The 20158-nt window shown below is 61.6% G+C and carries 18 protein-coding genes; 15 read left to right on the top strand and 3 right to left on the bottom strand.

What is annotated here, in order from left to right:
• The first annotated feature begins 56 nt into the window (after window positions 1-56).
• Window positions 57-1571, top strand: coding sequence for a threonine ammonia-lyase, biosynthetic (gene ilvA / locus ACA074_RS26555; protein ID WP_497678068.1), 1515 nt, complete (start codon window positions 57-59; stop codon window positions 1569-1571).
• Between the two features lie 40 nt (window positions 1572-1611).
• Window positions 1612-2025: a DUF2269 family protein gene (locus ACA074_RS26550; protein WP_489879287.1), complete on the top strand. Its 414-nt coding sequence runs from the start codon at window positions 1612-1614 to the stop codon at window positions 2023-2025.
• Between the two features lie 105 nt (window positions 2026-2130).
• Here the strand turns inward: ACA074_RS26550 and ACA074_RS26545 are convergent, their stop codons facing one another.
• Complete coding sequence (locus ACA074_RS26545; RefSeq protein ID WP_401271569.1) at window positions 2131-2787, bottom strand: histidinol-phosphatase; 657 nt, start codon at window positions 2785-2787, stop codon at window positions 2131-2133.
• Window positions 2788-2930: 143 nt separating this feature from the next.
• Here ACA074_RS26545 and ACA074_RS26540 point away from each other — a divergent pair, with 143 nt between their 5' ends.
• Window positions 2931-3410 carry an RNA pyrophosphohydrolase gene (locus tag ACA074_RS26540; RefSeq protein ID WP_497678067.1) on the top strand — a complete coding sequence of 160 codons (480 nt, stop codon included), beginning with the start codon at window positions 2931-2933 and terminating at the stop codon, window positions 3408-3410.
• 22 nt (window positions 3411-3432) lie between these two features.
• Window positions 3433-5712, top strand: a complete 2280-nt coding sequence (gene ptsP / locus ACA074_RS26535) for a phosphoenolpyruvate--protein phosphotransferase (protein ID WP_497678066.1) — start codon at window positions 3433-3435, stop codon at window positions 5710-5712.
• 109 nt (window positions 5713-5821) lie between these two features.
• On the opposite strand, the gene ACA074_RS26530 is transcribed toward ptsP, so the two are convergent.
• A complete protein-coding gene (locus ACA074_RS26530) occupies window positions 5822-6568 on the bottom strand; it encodes an NRDE family protein (protein WP_497678065.1) in 747 nt (248 codons plus the stop codon).
• 130 nt (window positions 6569-6698) lie between these two features.
• Between ACA074_RS26530 and ACA074_RS26525 the strand changes: the two genes are divergently transcribed.
• The 3 genes from ACA074_RS26525 to ACA074_RS26515 all read left to right on the top strand — a co-directional run bounded on the left by ACA074_RS26525 (window position 6699) and on the right by ACA074_RS26515 (window position 9398).
• Window positions 6699-7481, top strand: a complete 783-nt coding sequence (locus ACA074_RS26525) for a sulfite exporter TauE/SafE family protein (protein WP_187679079.1) — start codon at window positions 6699-6701, stop codon at window positions 7479-7481.
• 79 nt (window positions 7482-7560) lie between these two features.
• The gene (lgt, locus tag ACA074_RS26520; RefSeq protein WP_103304351.1) at window positions 7561-8376 is read left to right on the top strand and encodes a prolipoprotein diacylglyceryl transferase; all 816 of its coding nucleotides are present in this window, start codon (window positions 7561-7563) and stop codon (window positions 8374-8376) included.
• A 50-nt stretch (window positions 8377-8426) separates the two neighbouring features.
• Window positions 8427-9398 (top strand): thymidylate synthase, encoded by a 972-nt coding sequence (locus tag ACA074_RS26515; protein WP_187679078.1) that lies wholly within the window; start codon window positions 8427-8429, stop codon window positions 9396-9398.
• A gap of 125 nt (window positions 9399-9523) precedes the next feature.
• On the opposite strand, the gene cadR is transcribed toward ACA074_RS26515, so the two are convergent.
• The gene (gene cadR, locus ACA074_RS26510; protein WP_008088440.1) at window positions 9524-9973 is read right to left on the bottom strand and encodes a Cd(II)/Pb(II)-responsive transcriptional regulator; all 450 of its coding nucleotides are present in this window, start codon (window positions 9971-9973) and stop codon (window positions 9524-9526) included.
• An 84-nt stretch (window positions 9974-10057) separates the two neighbouring features.
• Between cadR and ACA074_RS26505 the strand changes: the two genes are divergently transcribed.
• From ACA074_RS26505 to ACA074_RS26470, 8 genes are all read left to right on the top strand, one after another.
• The gene (locus ACA074_RS26505) at window positions 10058-12373 is read left to right on the top strand and encodes a heavy metal translocating P-type ATPase (RefSeq protein ID WP_497678064.1); all 2316 of its coding nucleotides are present in this window, start codon (window positions 10058-10060) and stop codon (window positions 12371-12373) included.
• A 15-nt stretch (window positions 12374-12388) separates the two neighbouring features.
• Window positions 12389-13252: a LysR family transcriptional regulator gene (locus tag ACA074_RS26500; RefSeq protein WP_497615549.1), complete on the top strand. Its 864-nt coding sequence runs from the start codon at window positions 12389-12391 to the stop codon at window positions 13250-13252.
• Between the two features lie 528 nt (window positions 13253-13780).
• Complete coding sequence (locus tag ACA074_RS26495) at window positions 13781-14146, top strand: DUF6124 family protein (RefSeq protein ID WP_497678063.1); 366 nt, start codon at window positions 13781-13783, stop codon at window positions 14144-14146.
• 206 nt (window positions 14147-14352) lie between these two features.
• Window positions 14353-15429, top strand: a complete 1077-nt coding sequence (locus tag ACA074_RS26490; protein WP_401270348.1) for a putative 2-aminoethylphosphonate ABC transporter ATP-binding protein — start codon at window positions 14353-14355, stop codon at window positions 15427-15429.
• Entirely contained in the window at window positions 15429-17153 is a 1725-nt protein-coding gene (locus ACA074_RS26485) for a putative 2-aminoethylphosphonate ABC transporter permease subunit (protein WP_489879298.1), read from the top strand. The genes ACA074_RS26490 and ACA074_RS26485 overlap by 1 nt, the downstream gene beginning before the upstream one ends.
• Window positions 17154-17199: 46 nt before the next feature.
• Window positions 17200-18225, top strand: coding sequence for a putative 2-aminoethylphosphonate ABC transporter substrate-binding protein (locus ACA074_RS26480; protein ID WP_187679072.1), 1026 nt, complete (start codon window positions 17200-17202; stop codon window positions 18223-18225).
• Between the two features lie 146 nt (window positions 18226-18371).
• Entirely contained in the window at window positions 18372-19505 is a 1134-nt protein-coding gene (locus tag ACA074_RS26475) for a TIGR03364 family FAD-dependent oxidoreductase (RefSeq protein ID WP_497678062.1), read from the top strand.
• Complete coding sequence (locus ACA074_RS26470; RefSeq protein WP_497678061.1) at window positions 19505-20062, top strand: phosphonate degradation HD-domain oxygenase; 558 nt, start codon at window positions 19505-19507, stop codon at window positions 20060-20062. The genes ACA074_RS26475 and ACA074_RS26470 overlap by 1 nt, the downstream gene beginning before the upstream one ends.
• The last annotated feature ends 96 nt before the right edge of the window (window positions 20063-20158 follow it).

Here is a 20158-nt window from a genome sequence, read left to right as displayed (position 1 = left end):
GCAAAAGCCGGGTTAGACTCCATGGCCCTGCCCAACCCGCTCAGTGATGCTTTCCGATGCTCGAACAGTACGTCAAAAAGATCCTCACCTCGCGCGTTTATGACGTTGCCGTAGAAACCCCGCTGCAGAAAGCTCGCCAGCTCTCCGAGCGGCTGGGCAATGACATCTGGCTCAAGCGCGAAGACTTGCAGCCAGTGTTCTCGTTCAAGATTCGCGGCGCCTACAACAAGTTGACCCAGCTGACCGAAGAAGAGCGCGCCCGTGGCGTGGTCACCGCGTCGGCGGGCAACCATGCGCAGGGTCTGGCCCTGGCGGCGAAAGTGCTGGGCGTCAAAGCGACTATCGTGATGCCCAAGACCACCCCGGAGATCAAGGTCGAAGGCGTGCGTTCGCGCGGCGGCAAAGTGGTGCTGCACGGCGATTCGTTCCCGGAAGCGCTGGCCTACTCGCTGAAACTGGTCGACGAAAAAGGCTACGTCTACATCCACCCCTACGACGATCCGCACACCATTGCCGGGCAGGGCACCGTGGCAATGGAGATTCTGCGCCAGCACCCGCAGCCGCTGGACGCGATTTTCGTTCCGGTTGGTGGTGGCGGTCTGATCGCCGGCATCGCGGCGTATGTGAAATACCTGCGCCCTGACATCAAAGTCATCGGCGTCGAGCCGGACGACTCCAACTGCCTGCAAGCGGCTATGGCTGCCGGTGAGCGCGTGGTGTTGCCGACCGTGGGCATCTTCGCCGACGGCGTCGCCGTGGCACAGATCGGTCAGCACACCTTCGACATCTGCAAAGACTATGTCGATGAAGTGATCACCGTCAGCACCGACGAGATCTGCGCGGCAATCAAGGACATTTACGACGATACCCGCTCGATCACCGAGCCTTCCGGCGCCCTGGGCGTGGCCGGGATCAAAAAGTACGTCGAACTGCGCGGCGTCAGCGGTCAGACCTTCGTCGCCATCGATTCTGGGGCCAACGTCAATTTCGACCGTTTGCGTCACGTTGCCGAACGCGCCGAGCTGGGCGAGGGCCGCGAAGCGATCATCGCCGTGACCATCCCCGAGAAGGCCGGCAGCTTCAAGGCGTTCTGCGAGGCCATCGGCAAGCGCCAGATCACCGAATTCAACTACCGCTACAACACCGGCAGCGAAGCGCACATTTTCGTTGGCGTGCAGACCCACCCGGAAAACGACCCGCGCAGCGCATTGCTGGCGAGCCTGACCGAGCAAGGCTTCCCGGTGCTCGACCTGACCGACAACGAACTGGCCAAGCTGCATATTCGCCACATGGTCGGCGGCCACGCGGCGCATGTGATCGATGAAGTGGTGTTCCGCTTCGAGTTCCCGGAGCGTCCGGGTGCGCTGTTCAACTTCCTCAACAAGCTCGGCGGGCGCTGGAACATCTCGATGTTCCACTACCGCAACCACGGTGCGGCGGATGGCCGGGTGGTCGCAGGCCTGCAAGTACCCCATGACGAACGTCATCTGGTGCCGGCGGCGCTCGAGGAAATCGGCTACCCATACTGGGATGAAAGCGAGAACCCGGCCTATCAGCTGTTTCTTGGCTGAACGGCTACGCTGATGGGCATGACCCAAGGAAGAGAAACACATGGAAACCCTGACCACCCTGAAAGTCCTTCACGTCGCGGCTACCGTGGTGATCCTGGTGAGCGGGCTGGGGCTCGCCGCGCTGTCCTGGCGTAATCGCAGCGAAGGGCCGGCGAGCACGATGCAGCGTCCGTGGTTGTTCGTCTGGTGTTTGATGCTCCTCGGCATGTTCAGCATGCCGTTCACCGGCTGGTGGTTGGTACACCTGGTGGGCTGGCCGTTAGGGCAGTTGTGGATTCTGGGTTCCAGCGTGATCTATGCCGTGGCCACGTTCAGTGCGGTCTGGCTGCTTGTTCGGCTGAATCGGCTGTGGACAACAGGGGCTGGCAACCGGACATTCAATCTGGCGCTGGCGATTGTCAGCGGCGTCGGGTTTCTCGCCATTGCGGGGTTGATGGGGGCCAAGCCTGTCTAGGGCTTGAGACCGAGTCGGCCCTATTCGCGAGCAGGCTCGCTCCCACAGGGGATTTGTGAATGACACAGATCCAATGTGGGAGCGAGCCTGCTCGCGAAGGCGATATTAGTCGCGCAGCGTGATGACCGGCCAGCCACGCTTCTCGGCTTCAGCGCGCAGATTCGGGTCCGGATCCACCGCCACCGGGTTCGCCACCTGCTCCAGCAACGGCAAATCGTTCATCGAATCGCTGTAGAAATAGCTGTCATCCAGCGAATAACCAGTCTCTGCCAGCCAACGATTCAGGCGCGTCACCTTGCCTTCGCGGAAGCACGGAATGTCGGTGCTGCGTCCGGTGTAACGACCGTCGATCATCTCGCACTCGGTGGCGATCAGGGTTTCAACGCCCAGGCGCACGGCAATCGGCGCGGTAACGAAGCGGTTGGTCGCGGTGATGATCACCAGTTTGTCGCCGGCATCGCGGTGCTTTTTCAGCAGTTCCAGCGCCTTGGGTAGCACGATGGGCTCGATGCAATCGCGCATGTAGTCGCTGTGCCATTGATTGAGCACGGCCATTTCGGTGCGGCCGAGGATCTCCAGGCAGAAGTTCAGGTAAGCAGCGTTATCCAGCTTTCCGGCCAGGTAATCCTGATAGAACTCGTCGTTGCGCGCCTTGTATGCGATCGGGTCGAGGAAGCCGCGTTCGCACAGATAGTCGCCCCAAGCGTGATCGCTGTCGCCGCCCAGAAGGGTGTTGTCCAAATCGAAGAGTGCCAGGCGCATTGCAGTTACCCGCTGATAAGTCAGTAAAAAGGCGACAAGAATACGGTCTTTTCACAAGAGTGCACATAAGGTAGGAACCTTCGTTGCCGCCTTATCAAGCTTTGTGGAACAATGCGGCGACATGCGTTTGCGAGGTTGTTGCCGTGATCGACCCCGATGGTTTCCGTCCCAATGTCGGGATCATTCTGACGAATGACGCCGGCCAGGTGCTATGGGCTCGCCGTATCAATCAAGATGCCTGGCAGTTTCCGCAGGGGGGAATCAACCCCGAAGAGACGCCGGAAGACGCCTTGTACCGCGAGCTGAACGAAGAAGTTGGCCTGGAACGTGAAGATGTTGAAATACTCGCCTGTACTCGGGGCTGGTTGCACTATCGTTTGCCGCAACGTCTGGTGCGTACCCACAGCCAACCGCTGTGCATCGGCCAGAAACAGAAATGGTTTCTCCTGCGCCTGATCTCCAACGAGCAGCGGGTGCGGATGGATTTGACCGGTAAACCGGAATTCGATGGCTGGCGCTGGGTCAGCTATTGGTATCCGTTGGGCCAGGTGGTGACATTCAAGCGCGAGGTGTATCGCCGCGCCCTCAAAGAGCTTGCCCCGCGCCTTTTAGCGCGCGACTGACGACGGAGTTCGACCCCGAGCCATGCTCAATACGCTGCGCAAGATCGTCCAGGAAGTTAACTCCGCCAAGGATCTCAAGGCGGCGTTGGGGATTATTGTGTTGCGCGTCAAAGAGGCCATGGGCAGCCAGGTCTGCTCGGTCTACCTGCTTGATCCCGAGACCAATCGCTTCGTCCTGATGGCCACCGAGGGCTTGAACAAGCGCTCGATCGGCAAGGTCAGCATGGCACCCAACGAAGGTCTGGTCGGTCTGGTCGGCACGCGTGAAGAACCCCTGAACCTTGAAAACGCCGCGGATCACCCGCGATATCGCTACTTCGCCGAGACGGGCGAGGAGCGCTACGCCTCGTTCCTTGGCGCACCGATCATTCACCACCGCCGCGTTGTCGGCGTGTTGGTCATCCAGCAAAAAGAACGCCGCCAGTTCGATGAAGGTGAAGAAGCCTTCCTCGTGACCATGAGCGCGCAGCTCGCCGGCGTTATCGCCCACGCCGAGGCCACCGGTTCGATCCGGGGTCTGGGCCGTCAGGGCAAAGGCATCCAGGAAGCCAAATTCGTCGGCGTGCCGGGCTCGCCGGGTGCGGCGGTGGGTACCGCAGTGGTCATGCTGCCGCCAGCCGATCTGGACGTGGTGCCGGACAAGACCATCACCGACATCGATGCTGAGCTGGGGCTGTTCAAGACCGCCATCGAAGGCGTGCGCGCCGACATGCGCGCGTTGTCCGCCAAACTGGCAACCCAGCTGCGCCCGGAAGAGCGCGCGCTGTTCGACGTCTACCTGATGATGCTCGACGATGCCTCGCTGGGCAGCGAAATCACCACCGTGATCAAGACCGGCCAGTGGGCTCAGGGCGCGCTGCGCCAAGTGGTCACCGAGCACGTCAACCGTTTCGAACTGATGGACGACGCTTACCTGCGTGAACGCGCGTCGGACGTCAAAGACCTCGGCCGCCGCCTGCTCGCCTACTTGCAGGAAGAGCGTCAGCAGAATCTGGTCTATCCGGAAAAAACCATTCTGGTCAGCGAAGAGCTGACGCCGGCCATGCTCGGCGAGGTGCCGGAGGGCACGCTGGTCGGTCTGGTGTCGGTACTCGGCTCGGGTAACTCCCACGTCGCGATTCTGGCCCGGGCCATGGGCATTCCGACGGTGATGGGTCTGGTTGACCTGCCGTACGCCAAGGTCGACGGCATCGAGATGATCGTCGATGGCACGCGCGGCGAGGTCTACACCAACCCCAGCGACGTGCTGCGCAAGCAGTTCTCCGAGGTGGTGGAAGAAGAGAAACAACTGGCGCTGGGGCTCGACACCCTGCGCGACCTGCCGTGCGTAACCCTCGATGGCCACCGCATGCCGCTGTGGGTCAACACCGGCCTGCTGGCGGACGTGGCGCGGGCGCAGAAGCGCGGCGCCGAAGGCGTCGGTCTGTACCGCACCGAAGTGCCGTTCATGATCAACCAGCGCTTCCCGAGCGAGAAGGAACAACTGGCGATCTACCGCGAACAGCTCGCCGCGTTCCATCCGCAACCGGTGACCATGCGCAGCCTCGACATCGGCGGTGACAAGTCACTGTCGTACTTCCCGATCAAGGAAGACAACCCGTTCCTCGGCTGGCGCGGCATTCGCGTCACCCTCGACCACCCGGAAATCTTCCTGGTGCAGACCCGCGCGATGCTCAAGGCCAGCGAAGGCTTGAACAACCTGCGGATTCTGCTGCCGATGATCTCCGGCACCCACGAACTCGAAGAAGCCCTGCACCTGATCCACCGGGCCTGGGGCGAAGTGCGCGACGAAGGCACCGACGTGCCGATGCCGCCGATTGGCGTGATGATCGAGATTCCGGCAGCGGTGTACCAGACCAAGGAACTGGCGCGGCAGGTGGACTTCCTCTCGGTCGGCTCCAACGACCTGACTCAATACTTGCTGGCGGTTGATCGCAACAACCCGCGGGTGGCCGACCTCTACGACTACCTGCATCCGGCGGTGCTGCAAGCCTTGCAGAACGTGGTGCGCGACGCCCATGCCGAAGGCAAACCCGTGAGTATCTGCGGCGAGATGGCCGGTGATCCGGCGGCGGCAGTGCTGTTGATGGCGATGGGCTTTGACAGCCTGTCGATGAACGCCACCAACTTGCCAAAGGTGAAGTGGATGCTGCGCCAGGTGAACCTGAGCAAGGCCCAGGAATTGCTGGCGGAGTTGATGACTATCGACAACCCTCAAGTTATCCACAGCTCGCTGCAATTGGCGCTGAAGAACCTTGGGTTGTCGAAGATCAATCCGCCGGCGGTCAACAAAGCCCTCTAACACCCTTAGGGCCCCTTCGCGAGCAGGCTCGCTCCCACAGGGGATTTGTGTCGATCACAGATCCAGTGTGGGAGCGAGCCTGCTCGCGAAGGCGTAAGTTCGAGCACCACTAAATGATGATCTCCACTTCCCCCAAATGCCCGCCATACGGCCCAAAACTGCGCTCCACCATCCGCCGCGTCCCATCCGCCTGCACAATCAACGCCGTACTCGCCCGCGTCCCGTAACTCTGGCTGGCAATAAACACACTCGACAGCAATGATTCAGTTGCCAGCCCCACGCCGGTATCTGGCAACTCGTTGAATGGCGCCGTCTGCGCATCGCTCAACAATCCCATCAAGCGTTCAGGCTGCGGATCTTCAAGCACTGCGCCCAACGCGGCCTTGGCCTTGAGCAACTTCGGCCACGGCGTATCCAGCCCGGCATTGGACAGCCCGTAGACACCCGACGCGAGCATCACCGGCTCCGACATCCGCGCATTGAAATGCCACAACTCATGGCTGTTGCCGAGCAGCAGATTGAACCCGGCGTACTCCGGCGAGCGACCGACCACATCGATCAAATAATCATCAATCGACAGATCACCGGTGAGAAACCGCGCCACCAACTCACCCCGCGATTTGCGCGCCGGCGGCTGATGCGGATCACGAATATTGGTCAGTGCGGCAAAACGCCCATTGGCGCCGATTCCCAGCCAGGTGCCGCCGGCCTCGAGATCACGCCCGGCGTGCACATGCGGCGCCTCTGGCCATTGCGCCAGCGGCAGGCTCGGCCGGGCGTAGAACTCGTCACGGTTGGCCGCGACGATCAGCGGCTGGGCATGGCCCGGGCGCCAGGCAAAAACAATCAGGCACATAAGGTGGTCCTTGTGTGTTTTTTGCCCACTCTACGCATCCAGCGTCCGTGCATCCATCGCAAGTGGAGCAGGAGGCCATGCATCCGTTACCATGCCGCTCCGGTTTTGGGGATGCGTCTGGGAGACGGTCATGGAATTTCTGCTCTATCTGGCGCTGGGCGCCTGTGCGGGTGTGCTGGCCGGGCTGTTCGGGGTCGGTGGCGGGATCATCATTGTCCCGGTGCTGGTGTTCAGTTTTACCTTGCAGGGCTTTGACCAGTCGATTCTCACCCACCTGGCGGTGGGCACGTCGCTGGCGACGATCATCTTCACCTCGGTCAACGCGGTGCGTGAGCATCATCGACGCGGTGCCGTGCGCTGGCCGATCTTCATGTGGATGACCGTGGGCATTTTGCTCGGCGCCGGTTTTGGTGCGCTGACGGCCGAAGCGATTTCCGGGCCCAACCTGCAAAAAATCATCGGTGTGTTCGCCCTGGTGATCGCCGTGCAGTTGGCGCTGGACGTCAAACCCAAGGCCAGCCGAACCGTGCCGGGCAAACTCGGTCTGACCGTGGCCGGCAGTGTGATTGGCTGGGCGTCGGCGATTTTCGGCATTGGCGGCGGCTCGCTGACTGTGCCGTTCCTGACCTGGCGCAGCGTGCCGATGCAGCAGGCCGTGGCGACATCATCTGCCTGCGGTTTGCCGATCGCCCTGGCCAGTGCATTAAGTTTCATGATTCTGGGGTGGCATGATCCGTTGCTGCCGGCCCATAGTCTCGGTTTTGTCTATTTGCCGGCGCTGTTGGGCATCGCTCTGACCAGCATGGTATTCGCCCGTATCGGCGCGCGATTGGCGCACAAATTGTCGCCGCGCTTGCTGAAAAGACTGTTCGCCGCTTTGCTGTTCACCGTGGGTTTAAGCTTTTTGCTTTGATCGCGTCGCAATCCTGACTTAATCCTGAGGTGGCAGCGTCGCCCGGGAATTCTGCTTTCAACTCTAACGAGGAGTCGCAATGCTGCCTTACCCGCAGATCGACCCGGTGGCCCTGGCCATCGGTCCGCTGAAAATCCACTGGTACGGCCTGATGTACCTGATCGGCATCGGCGGTGCGTGGCTGCTGGCGTCGCGCCGGCTCAACCGCTTCGACCCGACCTGGTCCAAGGAGAAGCTCTCGGATCTGATCTTCTGGCTGTCGATGGGCGTGATTGTCGGCGGACGTCTGGGCTATGTGCTGTTCTACGACCTGAGCGCTTACCTGGCCAACCCGACGCTGATTTTCGAAGTGTGGAAGGGCGGCATGTCGTTCCACGGCGGTTTCATCGGCGTGATGCTGGCGGCCTTGTGGTTCGGCAAGCGCAATGGCAAGTCGTTCTTCCAGCTGATGGACTTCGTCGCGCCGATGGTGCCGATCGGTCTGGGCGCCGGACGTATCGGCAACTTCATCAACGCCGAATTGTGGGGCAAGGCGACTGACGTGCCGTGGGCCATGGTCTTCCCGCCATTCAGCGATCCGGCGCAACTGCCGCGTCACCCGTCGCAGCTGTATCAGTTCGCGCTCGAAGGCGTGGCGCTGTTCCTGATCCTGTGGATCTTCTCGCGCAAACCGCGCCCGACCATGGCGGTTTCCGGCATGTTCGCGCTGTTCTACGGCATCTTCCGTTTCATCGTCGAGTTCGTCCGCGTCCCGGACGCGCAACTGGGCTATCTGGCCTGGAACTGGCTGACCATGGGCCAGGTGTTGTGCGTGCCGATGATCATCGGCGGGCTGTTCCTGATCTGGCTGGCCTATCGTCGCGCGCCGGCGGCACCGCTCGCTCCGACGGCTTAAACTACGAACCCCGGCGCGCGACGCCGGGGCTCAAAGGACACAGGTAACTCATGAAGCAATATCTCGAACTGGTCTCGCACGTCATCCAGAACGGCACCAAGCAGGCCAACCGCACCGGCATCAACACCATCAGTTTTCCGGGGGCGATGCTGCGTTTCGATCTGCAGGAAGGTTTCCCGGCGATCACCACCCGCAAGATGGCCTTCAAATCGGCCATCGGCGAGATGTGCGGCTTTCTGCGTGGCGTGAACAACGCCGCAGAATTCCGTGAGCTGGGCTGCAAGGTCTGGGACCAGAACGCCAACGAAAACGCCCAGTGGCTGGCCAACCCGTTCCGTCAGGGCGACGACGATCTCGGCGAAATCTACGGCGTGCAATGGCGCAAATGGCCGGCGTACAAGCAGATCCCGCTGAGCAACACAGCGGCCATCGAACAAACGTTGAGCAACGGTTACAAGCAGATCGCTCAAGGCGAAGAAGACGGTCAGGCCTACGTGGTGCTTTACAAAGCCATCGATCAGGTTCGCCAGTGCGTCGACACGATCATCAAGGATCCGGGCAGCCGCCGCATCCTGTTCCACGGCTGGAACTGCGCCCAGCTCGATGAAATGGCCCTGCCGCCATGCCATCTGCTGTACCAGTTCCACCCGAATGTCGAGACCAAGGAAATTTCCCTGACCCTCTACATCCGCTCCAACGATCTGGGCCTGGGCACGCCGTTCAACCTCACCGAAGGCGCCGCACTGCTGAGCCTGATCGGTCGCCTGACCGGCTACACGCCGCGCTGGTTCACCTATTTCATCGGTGACGCCCACGTCTACGAAAACCACCTGGACATGCTCAACGAACAGCTCAAGCGCGAGCCGTTCGCCATGCCGAAGCTGAAAATCTCGGATCGTGTGCCGGAGTTTGCCAAGACGGGCGTGTATCAGCCGGAATGGCTGGAGCTGGTCGAGCCGAGCGACTTTTCGCTGGAAGGCTACGAGCACCACGCGCCAATGACCGCGCCGATGGCGGTTTAAGCCACCACGCGATACCCATGTGGGAGCGAGCCTGCTCGCGAAGAGGATGTGTCAGTCATAGAGATACTGGCTGGCACACCGCATTCGCGAGCAGGCTCGCTCCCACATTTGGTTTTGTGTAAGGCTCAGTGGCCGTGACTGCGGCCCACATGGGAATGCTCAACCTCCGTCGCCACCACCCCGCCACTCACTTCCAGCCGCTGCAAAATCCCGCATTGATCGGCCCCCGGCCCTTCGCCACAGCGTTGGCGCAGGTCGAGCAACTGTGTCTGTAACGCCAACAACCCATCAATCCGCGCCTTCACATGCTGGATGTGCTCGTCGATCAACGTGTTCACGCTTTCACACTGATCCTGCGGGCTGTCACGCATGGCCAGCAGGCTGCGGATTTCTTCGAGGGTCATGTCGAGGGTGCGGCAGTTGCGGATGAAGGTCAGGCGTTCGGCGTGGGCCTGGGTGTAGACGCGGTAGTTGCCGTCGCTGCGGGCCGGTTCCGGCAGCAGGTTTTCGCGCTCGTAGTAGCGGATGGTTTCCACGGCGCAATCGGTCAGTTTGGCCAGTTCTCCGATCTTCATGACGACAATCTCCAAAAGGGTGCTTGACCCTATAGTGGCTACAGGGTCTTTACTTGGCAACAGGCACCTTCATGGACGCGACCAATGAGCGATTCCCAGCACACCCACAAGCCCGGCGACGGGCACGATCATAACCACAGCCCAAAATTGCAGCCTGTGCATAAGCACGACCATGGCGGCGATTCCTGCTGCGGGTCGAAAGCCGCTGCGCCTGCGCCAGTTCAAACGAGCGCAGATTCATGCTGCTCGACGAAAGCGACCGCGCCTGCGCTGGTGCAACTGAGCGAGGCGAAAAGCGCGGACGCCCGGCTGAGCAGTTTCCGCATCGAGGCGATGGACTGCCCGACCGAGCAGACGCTGATCCAGAACAAACTCGGCAAACTTGCGGGCGTTGAGCAACTGGAATTCAACCTGATCAACCGCGTACTCGGCGTGACCCACACGCTGCCGGGCACCGAGCCGATCACCGAGGCGATCAAATCCCTCGGCATGCACGCCGAGCCGCTGGAGGCTGGCGTCGAAGCTCCGGCCCCCGCGCCAGTGAAAAAACACTGGTGGCCGCTGGCGTTGTCCGGCGTCGGTGCTCTGGTGGCGGAAGTCATCCACTTCACCAACGCCGCGCCGACCTGGGTGGTGGCGATCATTGCGCTGGTGTCGATCCTCAGCGGCGGCCTGACCACCTACAAAAAGGGCTGGATCGCCCTGAAGAACCTCAACCTCAACATCAATGCGCTGATGAGCATCGCGGTGACCGGCGCCATTCTCATCGGCCAATGGCCGGAAGCGGCGATGGTGATGTTCCTGTTCACCGTGGCCGAGCTGATCGAAGCGCGCTCGCTGGACCGCGCACGCAATGCGATCAGCGGATTGATGCAGATGACCCCGGAGCAGGCCACCGTGCAGCAGGCCGACGGCAGTTGGCTCGAGCAGGACGTGAAAGTCGTCGAACTCGGTGCCCGCGTGCGGGTGAAACCCGGCGAGCGCATTGCACTGGACGGCGAAGTCGTCAGCGGCAACTCGACCATCGACCAGGCGCCGATCACCGGTGAAAGCCTGCCGGTTGAGAAAGCCGTGGGCGACAAAGTCTTCGCCGGCACCATTAACCAGGCCGGTTCGCTGGAATACGCGGTCACCGCGGCGGCGAACAACTCGACTCTGGCGCGGATCATCCACGCCGTCGAACAGGCACAAGGCGCACGCGCACCGACCCAGCGCTTCGTCGATCAATTCTCGACCATCTACACCCCAGTGGTGTTCGTGTTGGCCCTGGCCGTGGCGATCATTCCGCCGCTGTTTATGGGCGCCGTGTGGTTCGACTGGATCTACCGCGCGCTGGTGTTGCTGGTGGTCGCGTGCCCCTGTGCCTTGGTGATTTCCACTCCGGTGACCATCGTCAGCGGCCTCGCGGCGGCGGCGCGCAAAGGCATTCTGGTCAAGGGCGGCGTGTACCTGGAGGGCGGTTTCAAGCTCGACTATCTGGCGCTGGATAAAACCGGGACGATCACCCACGGCAAACCCGTGCAGACGGACTACCTGTCCCTCGACCCGACCGCCGACGCCACGGCTCCGGCAATTGCTGCCGCACTGGCCGGTCGCTCCGACCACCCGGTGTCGCTGGCCATCGCTAAGAATGCTGTGGATAAAAACTTCGCCGCGCTGATTGTGGATAACTTCGCAGCGCTGGCCGGGCGTGGCGTGAAGGGTGATATCAACGGCCAGACCTATCACTTGGGCAACCATCGCCTGGTTGAAGAGCTGGGCCTGTGCTCGCCGGCACTGGAAGAAAAGCTCTTTGCGCTGGAGAAACAGGGCAAGTCCGTGGTGTTGCTGCTCGACAAGTCCGGCCCGCTGGCGTTGTTTGCTGTGGCCGACACCGTCAAGGAGACCAGCCGCGAGGCGATCCGTCAGTTGCATGCACTGGGCGTGAAAACACTGATGCTGACCGGTGACAACGTCCACACCGCGCAGGCGATTGCCGCGCAGGTCGGCATCGATCAGGCCAAGGGCGACTTGCTGCCGACCGACAAGCTGCAAGCCATTGAAGAGCTTTACGGTAAAGGTCATCGCGTCGGCATGGTCGGCGACGGCATCAACGATGCCCCGGCGCTGGCCCGCGCCGAGATCGGTTTTGCCATGGCCGCCGCCGGCACCGATACCGCGATTGAAACCGCTGATGTCGCCCTGATGGACGATGATCTGCGCAAGATTCCGGCATTCATCAGCCTGTCGCGCGATACTGCGAGCATCCTGAAACAAAACATCGCGTTGGCACTGGTGATCAAAGCGATCTTCCTTGGAGTAACCTTCGCCGGACTCGCCACCATGTGGATGGCGGTGTTTGCCGACATGGGCGTGAGCCTGTTGGTGGTGTTCAACGGTTTGCGCCTGCTGCGCAAATAAACGAGAGGGACGGGTGTGCTGAGTGCCGAGCTGAAGGCGTTTTACATGGTGGCCCGCTTGGGCAGCATCACCCTGGCGGCGAAGAAACTCGGCCTCAGCCAACCGACCGTGACCACGCAGATCCGCAATCTGGAAAGCCAGTATTCGGTAGAGCTGTTCTACCGGGGCGGTCGCCGCCTCAGCGTCAGCGACGAAGGCGCGCGGTTGCTGCCGATGGTCAAGGCGTTGTTGCAGCAGGAGGCCGATATCGAGTTCTTCCTGCGCAACAGCGGCCAGGTGCAAGGCACGCTGCGCATCGCCGCCACCGCGCCGTATTACATCCTTGATCTGGTGAAGACCTTCCGCGAGCGTCTGCCGCAGGTGGAAGTGTCGGTGGAAATCGGCAACTCGCAGCAGGTGCTGGAAGCGCTTGAGGATTACCGGGTGGACGTCGCCGCGTCATCGCAGTTGCTCGATGACGCGCGGCTGATTCGCCGGGTGCTCGGCACCGATCCGCTGGTGCTGGCGGTGCATCGCAATCATCCGTTGGCGGTGCATGAGCATGTGACGTTGAGTGCGTTGGCCGGGCATACCTTGCTGATGCGCGAGTCCGGTTCGACCACGCGGCGCTTGACCGAAGAATTGCTGGCCAGCGCCGGGGTGAGTTTCGGCCCGTTGCTGGAGATCGGCAGCCGCGAGTCAATTCGTGAGGCGGTGCTGCGCAACATCGGCATCAGCATCATTGCCCGCCAGGAAGTGCCGCATGATCCGCAGTTACGCGTGCTGACCATCGAGAATGCGCCGCAGATTCCGGAGTATCTGTACTGCCTCAAGGAGCGCAAGAGTGCGCGGTTGCCGGCGGCGTTTCTGGGGTTGGCGCAGGAGATGTCTCCGGCCTGAATGCTGCGGTGAATGGCCGGGCCTCTTCGCGAGCAGGCTCGCTCCCACATAGGGTCTGTGGTGAACACATAATTTGTAAACACCCAAAATCCCCTGTGGGAGCGAGCCTGCTCGCGAAGGCGTCAGTCGCCGCAGCAAAATCCGACAGGCAAATCCACAATCCCTGTAGTGCAATAAACCCTTTCCAGCACAGGTGTTTAAAGACACTCGGTGTTACGCCCGACAGCCTACAAATCCTTGCGCCGCTGCCTACGCATGCACCAGAATCCGCCGGCTTGTGCGCCTTGGGCGGGCTGCGTAACTTGGTTCGCATCACTGATTCCCAGTGATCGGGTTTAGCAGCCCGTGGTTAATCTAAGGGTGCACATACATCATCAGTCAGGCTCCGTGCCTGCACTCGATGGCGGCTGTGCGCAGGGCGCTTCGGCGCGCCGGCTTCCTTAGGTTCCCCGGTCTGCTAACCTGCGTTCAGCTGCCCCCCCTTCTTTTAGCAGAGAAGCGGTTCCAGCTTAATTTCGGAACCTGAAGATGATTAAACCAACGCCAAACCCGCCGGTCACCGACCCGGGCTCCCCCTACGAATCGCCCGATTCAAAGAAATTCCACGAAGCCGCCGAGCGCGCCCTCGACCACTATCTCTGCCCGCCAACTGCAGCCATCATGGCCGCACCTTACAAACCCAACACCCTGTACATGGCGCACCCCGAGGCCGACACCGAATCCCTGATCGCGGACGCCAGTGAAACCCTCGGCTCGGCCATCGTGTTGCTGCACAACCATGTGGCAATGGTTGAAGGCACGCACCGCAAAACCCTGCAAGGCATCGCCCAAGTGGTGATGCTGGCAGAGCTGGCGGTCAATCGGGTGTTGGATAAGTTAGTGCCGACGGAGTGATCAACGCACTCAGCGGCGCCTGTGCAGGTGCCGCTGAGTGCGGTTGGCCGGGCTTACCCGGGCTTCATTCCCACGCAGAGCGTGGGAACGATCTCTGGGGAACCCAAATCCCCGAATACCACTATCAGCCGTTTTTGCCTCACTGCCACATGACGGACGCATTACAACTCTAGGATTGGCCTCATCTGCTTGATGAGGTCTGTCCCATGAATCCTGCAATCGCAACTGCCCTGACCAACCCCGGTGCGCCGATGAAAGTGCGCGGCGTGCAGAAGCGCTTTGGCGCGTTCACTGCGCTGGATAACGTCTCCCTCGACGTCGCGGCCGGTGAGCTGGTCTGTCTGCTCGGCCCCTCGGGTTGCGGTAAAACCACGCTGCTGCGCTGCATCGCCGGGCTGGAAAAACAGGACAGCGGCGAGTTGTACCTCGGCGCCCGCGACGTCTCGCACCTCGCCCCGCAAGCCCGGGACTACGGCATTCTGTTCCAGTCCTACGCGCTGTTCCCCAATCTTACCGTCGAAGCGAACATTGCCTACGGCCTCGCCGGCAGCGGTCGCGATGAAGTGCGCCGCCGGGTGGGTGAGATGCTTGAGCTGGTCGGCCTCACCGGCAGTGAGAAAAAGTACCCGGGCCAGTTGTCTGGCGGCCAACAGCAACGGGTTGCACTGGCCCGTGCCTTGGCGCCGGCACCGTCGCTGTTGTTGCTCGATGAACCGATGTCGGCCCTCGACGCCCGGGTGCGCGAGCATCTGTGCACCGAGCTGCGCCAGCTGCAACGTAACCTCGGCATCACCACCCTGATGGTCACCCACAATCAGGACGAAGCCATGCTGATGGCCGACCGCATCGCCGTGATGAACAACGGCCGCGTCGAGCAGTACGCCACCCCGCAGGAAATCTACAACCGCCCGGCTACGCCGTTCGTGGCCGAGTTTGTCGGTCAGGGCAACTGGCTGCCATTCCAGCGCAGCAGCGACAGCCACGCCCGGGTTGGCGGGATGGATGTGCGTCTGGCCGATGGCAGCGTCAGCGGCGCCTCGGGTCGACTGTTCTGCCGCCCGGAAGCGATCAGCGTCAATCCGCTGGTGCATGAGGAAAACCTGTTCCCGGCCAAGGTGCGCGAGATCACCTTCCTCGGCAATCGCTGCCGCATGAGCTTCGAACTCGATCAACTGCCGGGCCATGCGCTACTCGCCGAACTGGCGCCAGAAGCCATGCCGCGCCTCGGCGCCCAGCAGATCATGGTCGCGTTGCCGCCGCGCAGCTTGCAGGTGTTTGCCTGATGAACAGCAACCTCGCGCTGCCGCTACCGCACAAGCAGGTGCGGCAGACTTCCCGTGCCGAAGTCGGCGACCGGATTTTTGTGGTCGGCGGCAAACTCTTGCTGCTGGTGTTGCTCGGCGTCGCGGTGTTGCTGCCGTTGCTGGCGATCTTCTGGCGTGGCTTCAGCAGCGAAGCCGGGCAGGGCGGTGGTTGGGTTGCGGCGAAGGAGCTGGTGAGCAGTGAGAATTTCCACTGGCTGCTCGGCAACAGCCTGAAAGTTTCCCTCAGCGTTGCGGCCATCGTCGTACCGCTGGCCTACCTGTTTGCCTACGCCCTGCAACGCACATTGATTCCGGCCAAGGGCATCTGGCGCGGGATTTCCTTGCTGCCGCTGATGGCTCCATCGATGCTGCCGGGGATTGCGCTGGTTTATCTGTTCGGCAATCAGGGCATGTTGCGTGGGTTGCTCTCGGACAACATCTACGGCTTCTGGGGGATTGTGCTGGGTGAGGTGATTTACACCTTTCCCCATGCGCTGATGATTTTGCTCTCGGCGCTGTCGCTGGCCGATGCGCGGCTGTTCGATGCGGCGTCGAGCATGGGCGCCAGCCCGGCCAAGGCGTTTCGCAGCATCACTTGGCCGGCAACCCGGCAGGCTGTGTTCGCCGCGTTCTGTTTGGTGTTCACCCTGACCATCACCGATTTCGGCGTGCCGGTGGTGGTCGGTGGCGACTATCAGGTGCTGGCGCTGGAAGCCTATAAAGCCGTGGTCGGCCAGCAGCAATTCGGTCGCGGCGCGTTGATCGGCATGGTGCTGTTGGTGCCAGCGCTGTTCAGCTTCGGCGTCGATGCGTGGTTGCGTCGACGTCACGGCGATTCCATGAGTGGCCGCGCTCAGGTGTTCAAACCGGCGCCGTCGAAACTGCGCGATGGCTGTTATCTGGTGATCGTCCTGCTGATCTGCGCGGCGCTGCTGCTGGTGTTCGGCATGGCGGTGTTTTCGTCGCTGGTGAAGTTCTGGCCGTACAACCTGTCGCTGTCGCTTAACCACTACCAGTTCAACGAAACCGCCGGCGGTGGCTGGTTGGCCTACAGCAACAGTTTGAAGATGGCGCTGGGCACGGCGCTGATCGGCAGTGTGCTGATCTTCACTGGCGCGTATCTGATGGAAAAGACCCGCACGCAACGCGGCCTCAACCTGGCCCTGCGCATGCTCAGTTTTGTGCCGATGGCGGTGCCGGGGCTGGTGCTCGGTCTGGGTTACGTCTTCTTTTTCAACCTGACCGGCAACCCGCTGCACGTGCTGTACGGGACGATGACGCTGCTGATCGTCTGCACCATTGCGCATTATTTGACCACCGCACAAATGACCGCGACCACCGCGCTGCGTCAGCTCGACGCCGAGTTCGAAGCCGCCGCGCTGTCGCTCAAGGCGCCGCTGTACCGGCATTACCTGCGCGTGACCGTGCCGATCTGCCTGCCGGCGCTGCTCGACATCGTGCGCTACCTGTTCGTCTCGGCGATGACCACCGTGTCGGCGGCGATCTTCCTCTACAGCCCCGACACCATCCTCGCGGCGGTGGCGGTGCTGAATATGGACGACGCCGGCAACGTCGGCGGCGCGGCGGCGATGTCGACCCTGATTCTGTTCACTTCGGCGGGCGTGTCCTTGCTGCTGGCGTGGGCTTCGCGCGGCTTGCTGCGCCGTTCCCAGGCCTGGCGGCAAACCGCGCCCGGTCACTGATTTGCACCTTCAACTGCCCTTCAACTCAAAAGACAGGAAAACGATCATGTTCAAGCCTATGGCCCTGGCCGCTGCTGTGCTCGCTACTTTCAGCCTGAATGCCTTCGCGGCAAAAACCGAGTTGACGGTGTACACCGCCCTCGAAGCCGAACAACTCAAGTCCTACAAAGAAGCCTTCGAAAAGGCCAACCCGGACGTCGAGATCAAGTGGGTGCGCGATTCCACCGGGATCATCACCGCCAAACTGCTGGCCGAGAAGGCCCGCCCGCAAGCTGACGCCGTGTGGGGCCTGGCCGCTTCCAGCCTGGCGATCCTTGATCAGCAAGGCATGCTGCAAAGCTACGCGCCGAAGGATCTGGGCAAAATCGGCGCGAACTACCGCGACGCCGCCAACCCGCCAGCCTGGGTCGGTATGGATGTGTGGGCCGCAACCATTTGCTTCAACACCGTCGAGGCCGAGAAGCAGGGTCTGAGCAAACCGGTGAGCTGGCAGGATCTGACCAAGCCTGAGTACAAAGGCAAGATCGTCATGCCGAACCCGGCGTCCTCCGGCACCGGTTTCCTCGACGTCAGCGCCTGGTTGCAAACCTTTGGCGAAAAGCAGGGTTGGGCTTACATGGACGGCCTGCACCAGAACATCGGCCAATACGTTCACTCCGGTTCCAAGCCTTGCAAACTGGCGGCGGCGGGGGAGTTCCCGATCGGCATTTCCTTTGAATACCCGGCGGTACAGCTGAAGCGTCAAGGTGCGCCTTTGGACATCATCCTGCCGAAGGAAGGCCTGGGCTGGGAGATCGAAGCGACCGCCGTGATCAAAGGCACGCCGCATGAAGAAGCCGCGAAGAAACTCGCCGACTTCTCCGCCAGCGCCCAAGCGATGGATCTGTACAAAGAGAACTTCGCCGTTCTCGCCCAACCAGGCATCGCCAAACCGCAGACTGAATTGCCGGCGGATTATGAGCAGCGTTTGATCAAGAACGACTTTGCCTGGGCCTCGAAGAACCGCGACGAGATCCTCACCGAGTGGCGCAAGCGCTATGACGGCAAGTCCGAGAAAGTCGTGGCCAAGTAAGATCTTTATCGACTGACAGGGCCCCTTCGCGAGCAGGCTCGCTCCCACATTGGATCTTCAGTGAACACAAAGTCCGTGGGCACCAAAAATCCCCTGTGGGAGCGAGCCTGCTCGCGAAATCGGTCTCTCATTCAGAGCACCTCTAAATGACACAACACAAAGACCTGCTCATCATCGGCGCCGGCATTCTCGGCCTCTCCCACGCCTACGCCGCCGCCAAGCGCGGCCTGAAGGTTACGGTTTTCGAACGTACCGCCACGCCCCTCGGCGCTTCGGTGCGCAACTTCGGTCAGGCACTGGTCACTGGCCAGCCACCCGGCCCGATGCTCGAACTGGCCAAGGCCAGCCGCGAGATATGGGGCGACTGGGCGCAACTCGCCGGCCTGAAAATCAAGCGCAACGGCTCGTACCTGTTCGCCCGAACCGAAGCCGAAGAGCACTTGCTTGAGGCCTTCTGCGCCGGCCGCGCCGTGGAACACGGTTACAACGTGGACTTGCTGCGCGGCGCCGCATTGCGCGATCTGTACCACGGCCAGTTCAGCCATCACCGCGCCGCACTCCACGGCATGGATGATCAACAGTTGTACTCGCGTGAAGCGATTCTGGCGCTGATCGATTACCTGCGCCGCGACCTCGGCGTCGAGTTTCACTTCTCCACGCTGGTGCGCGATGTCGAACCGGGGCGCCTGCACAGCACGGCCGGGATCTTCACCGCCGAGCAAATCATCGTCTGCTCCGGCCACGATTATCAGACCCTGCTGGCCGAGCCGATTGCCGCACTCGACCCACAAATCTGCCGCCTGCAAATGCTCCGCGCCAAACCGCAAGTCGAACTGAATTTGCAACACGCCTTGCTCACCGGCCTGAGTTGCGTGCATTACGGCGCCTTCGCTGATTTGCCAGAGGCGGCGGCAGTGCAGGCGCAGATCCTGCGTGAACAACCGCACCTGCATGAAAACGGCATTCACTTGCTGATCAGCCCGACCCCCTACGGCGAACTGATCATTGGTGACTCGCACCATTATGGTAATGATCCGTCACCGTTCAACGCCGAGCGAGTGGATGACTGGATGATTGAACTGGCCGAGCAGACGCTGGGCTGCAAGGTGCAAGTGGTCGAGCGCTGGCAGGGCGTCTATGGTTCTCGGGGACCGGGGCCGTTTTCATTCTTGCGCCCGGCACCGGGGCTCAGTGTGGCGCTGATGCACACTGGTGTCGGCATGAGCGTCGGCCCGGCGATGGCCGAGCGCAATGTGGCGCAGTTGCTGGAGGAGGTTTGATGGCAGGTCACGAGCATGTCGTTGATCGGGTGTTTACCCTGTATGAACACTTTGGCAGCAGCGATTACATCGGCGAGCCGGTGTCGCAGATCGAGCACATGTCTCAGGCTGCGCAGTTGGCGATGGCTGAAGGGTTTGATGATGAAGTGGTGCTCGCAGCGTTCTTCCACGACATCGGCCATTTGTGTGCCGAGGGCGCGGAGAACATGGGCGGCTATGGTGTGGTCAGCCATGAACGGCTTGGCGCGGATTATTTGCGTGAGGCGGGATTCGGCGAGCGGATGGCGCGGTTGGTGGAGTATCACGTGCAGGCCAAGCGCTATCTGACGTTGCGTGAGCTTGGGTACTTCGAGCGGTTGAGTGAGGCGAGTCGCAGGACGCTGGACTATCAGGGCGGCGTGATGACTGAGGCCGAGGCGGATGCTTTCGAGCGTGATCCCTTGTGTGCCATCAGTCTGCGGATGCGCCAGTGGGATGAGTTGGCGAAGGAGACGGCGGTGCCGGTGATTGATCTTCGGGTGTTGAAGGAGAAAGCGGTGCGACTTCTTGCTGCTTGAGTCTTTGGACCGAGGTGCGGCTATCGCGAGCAGGCTCACTCCTACAAGGTAAACGCGATCCACTGTAGGAGTGAGCCTGCTCGCGATAGCGCCAGA

It is taken from the genome of Pseudomonas sp. LBUM1655 (assembly GCF_059716085.1).
Note: the sequence above shows the minus strand (reverse complement) of the source record. Positions and strands in the feature narration are given on the sequence as shown.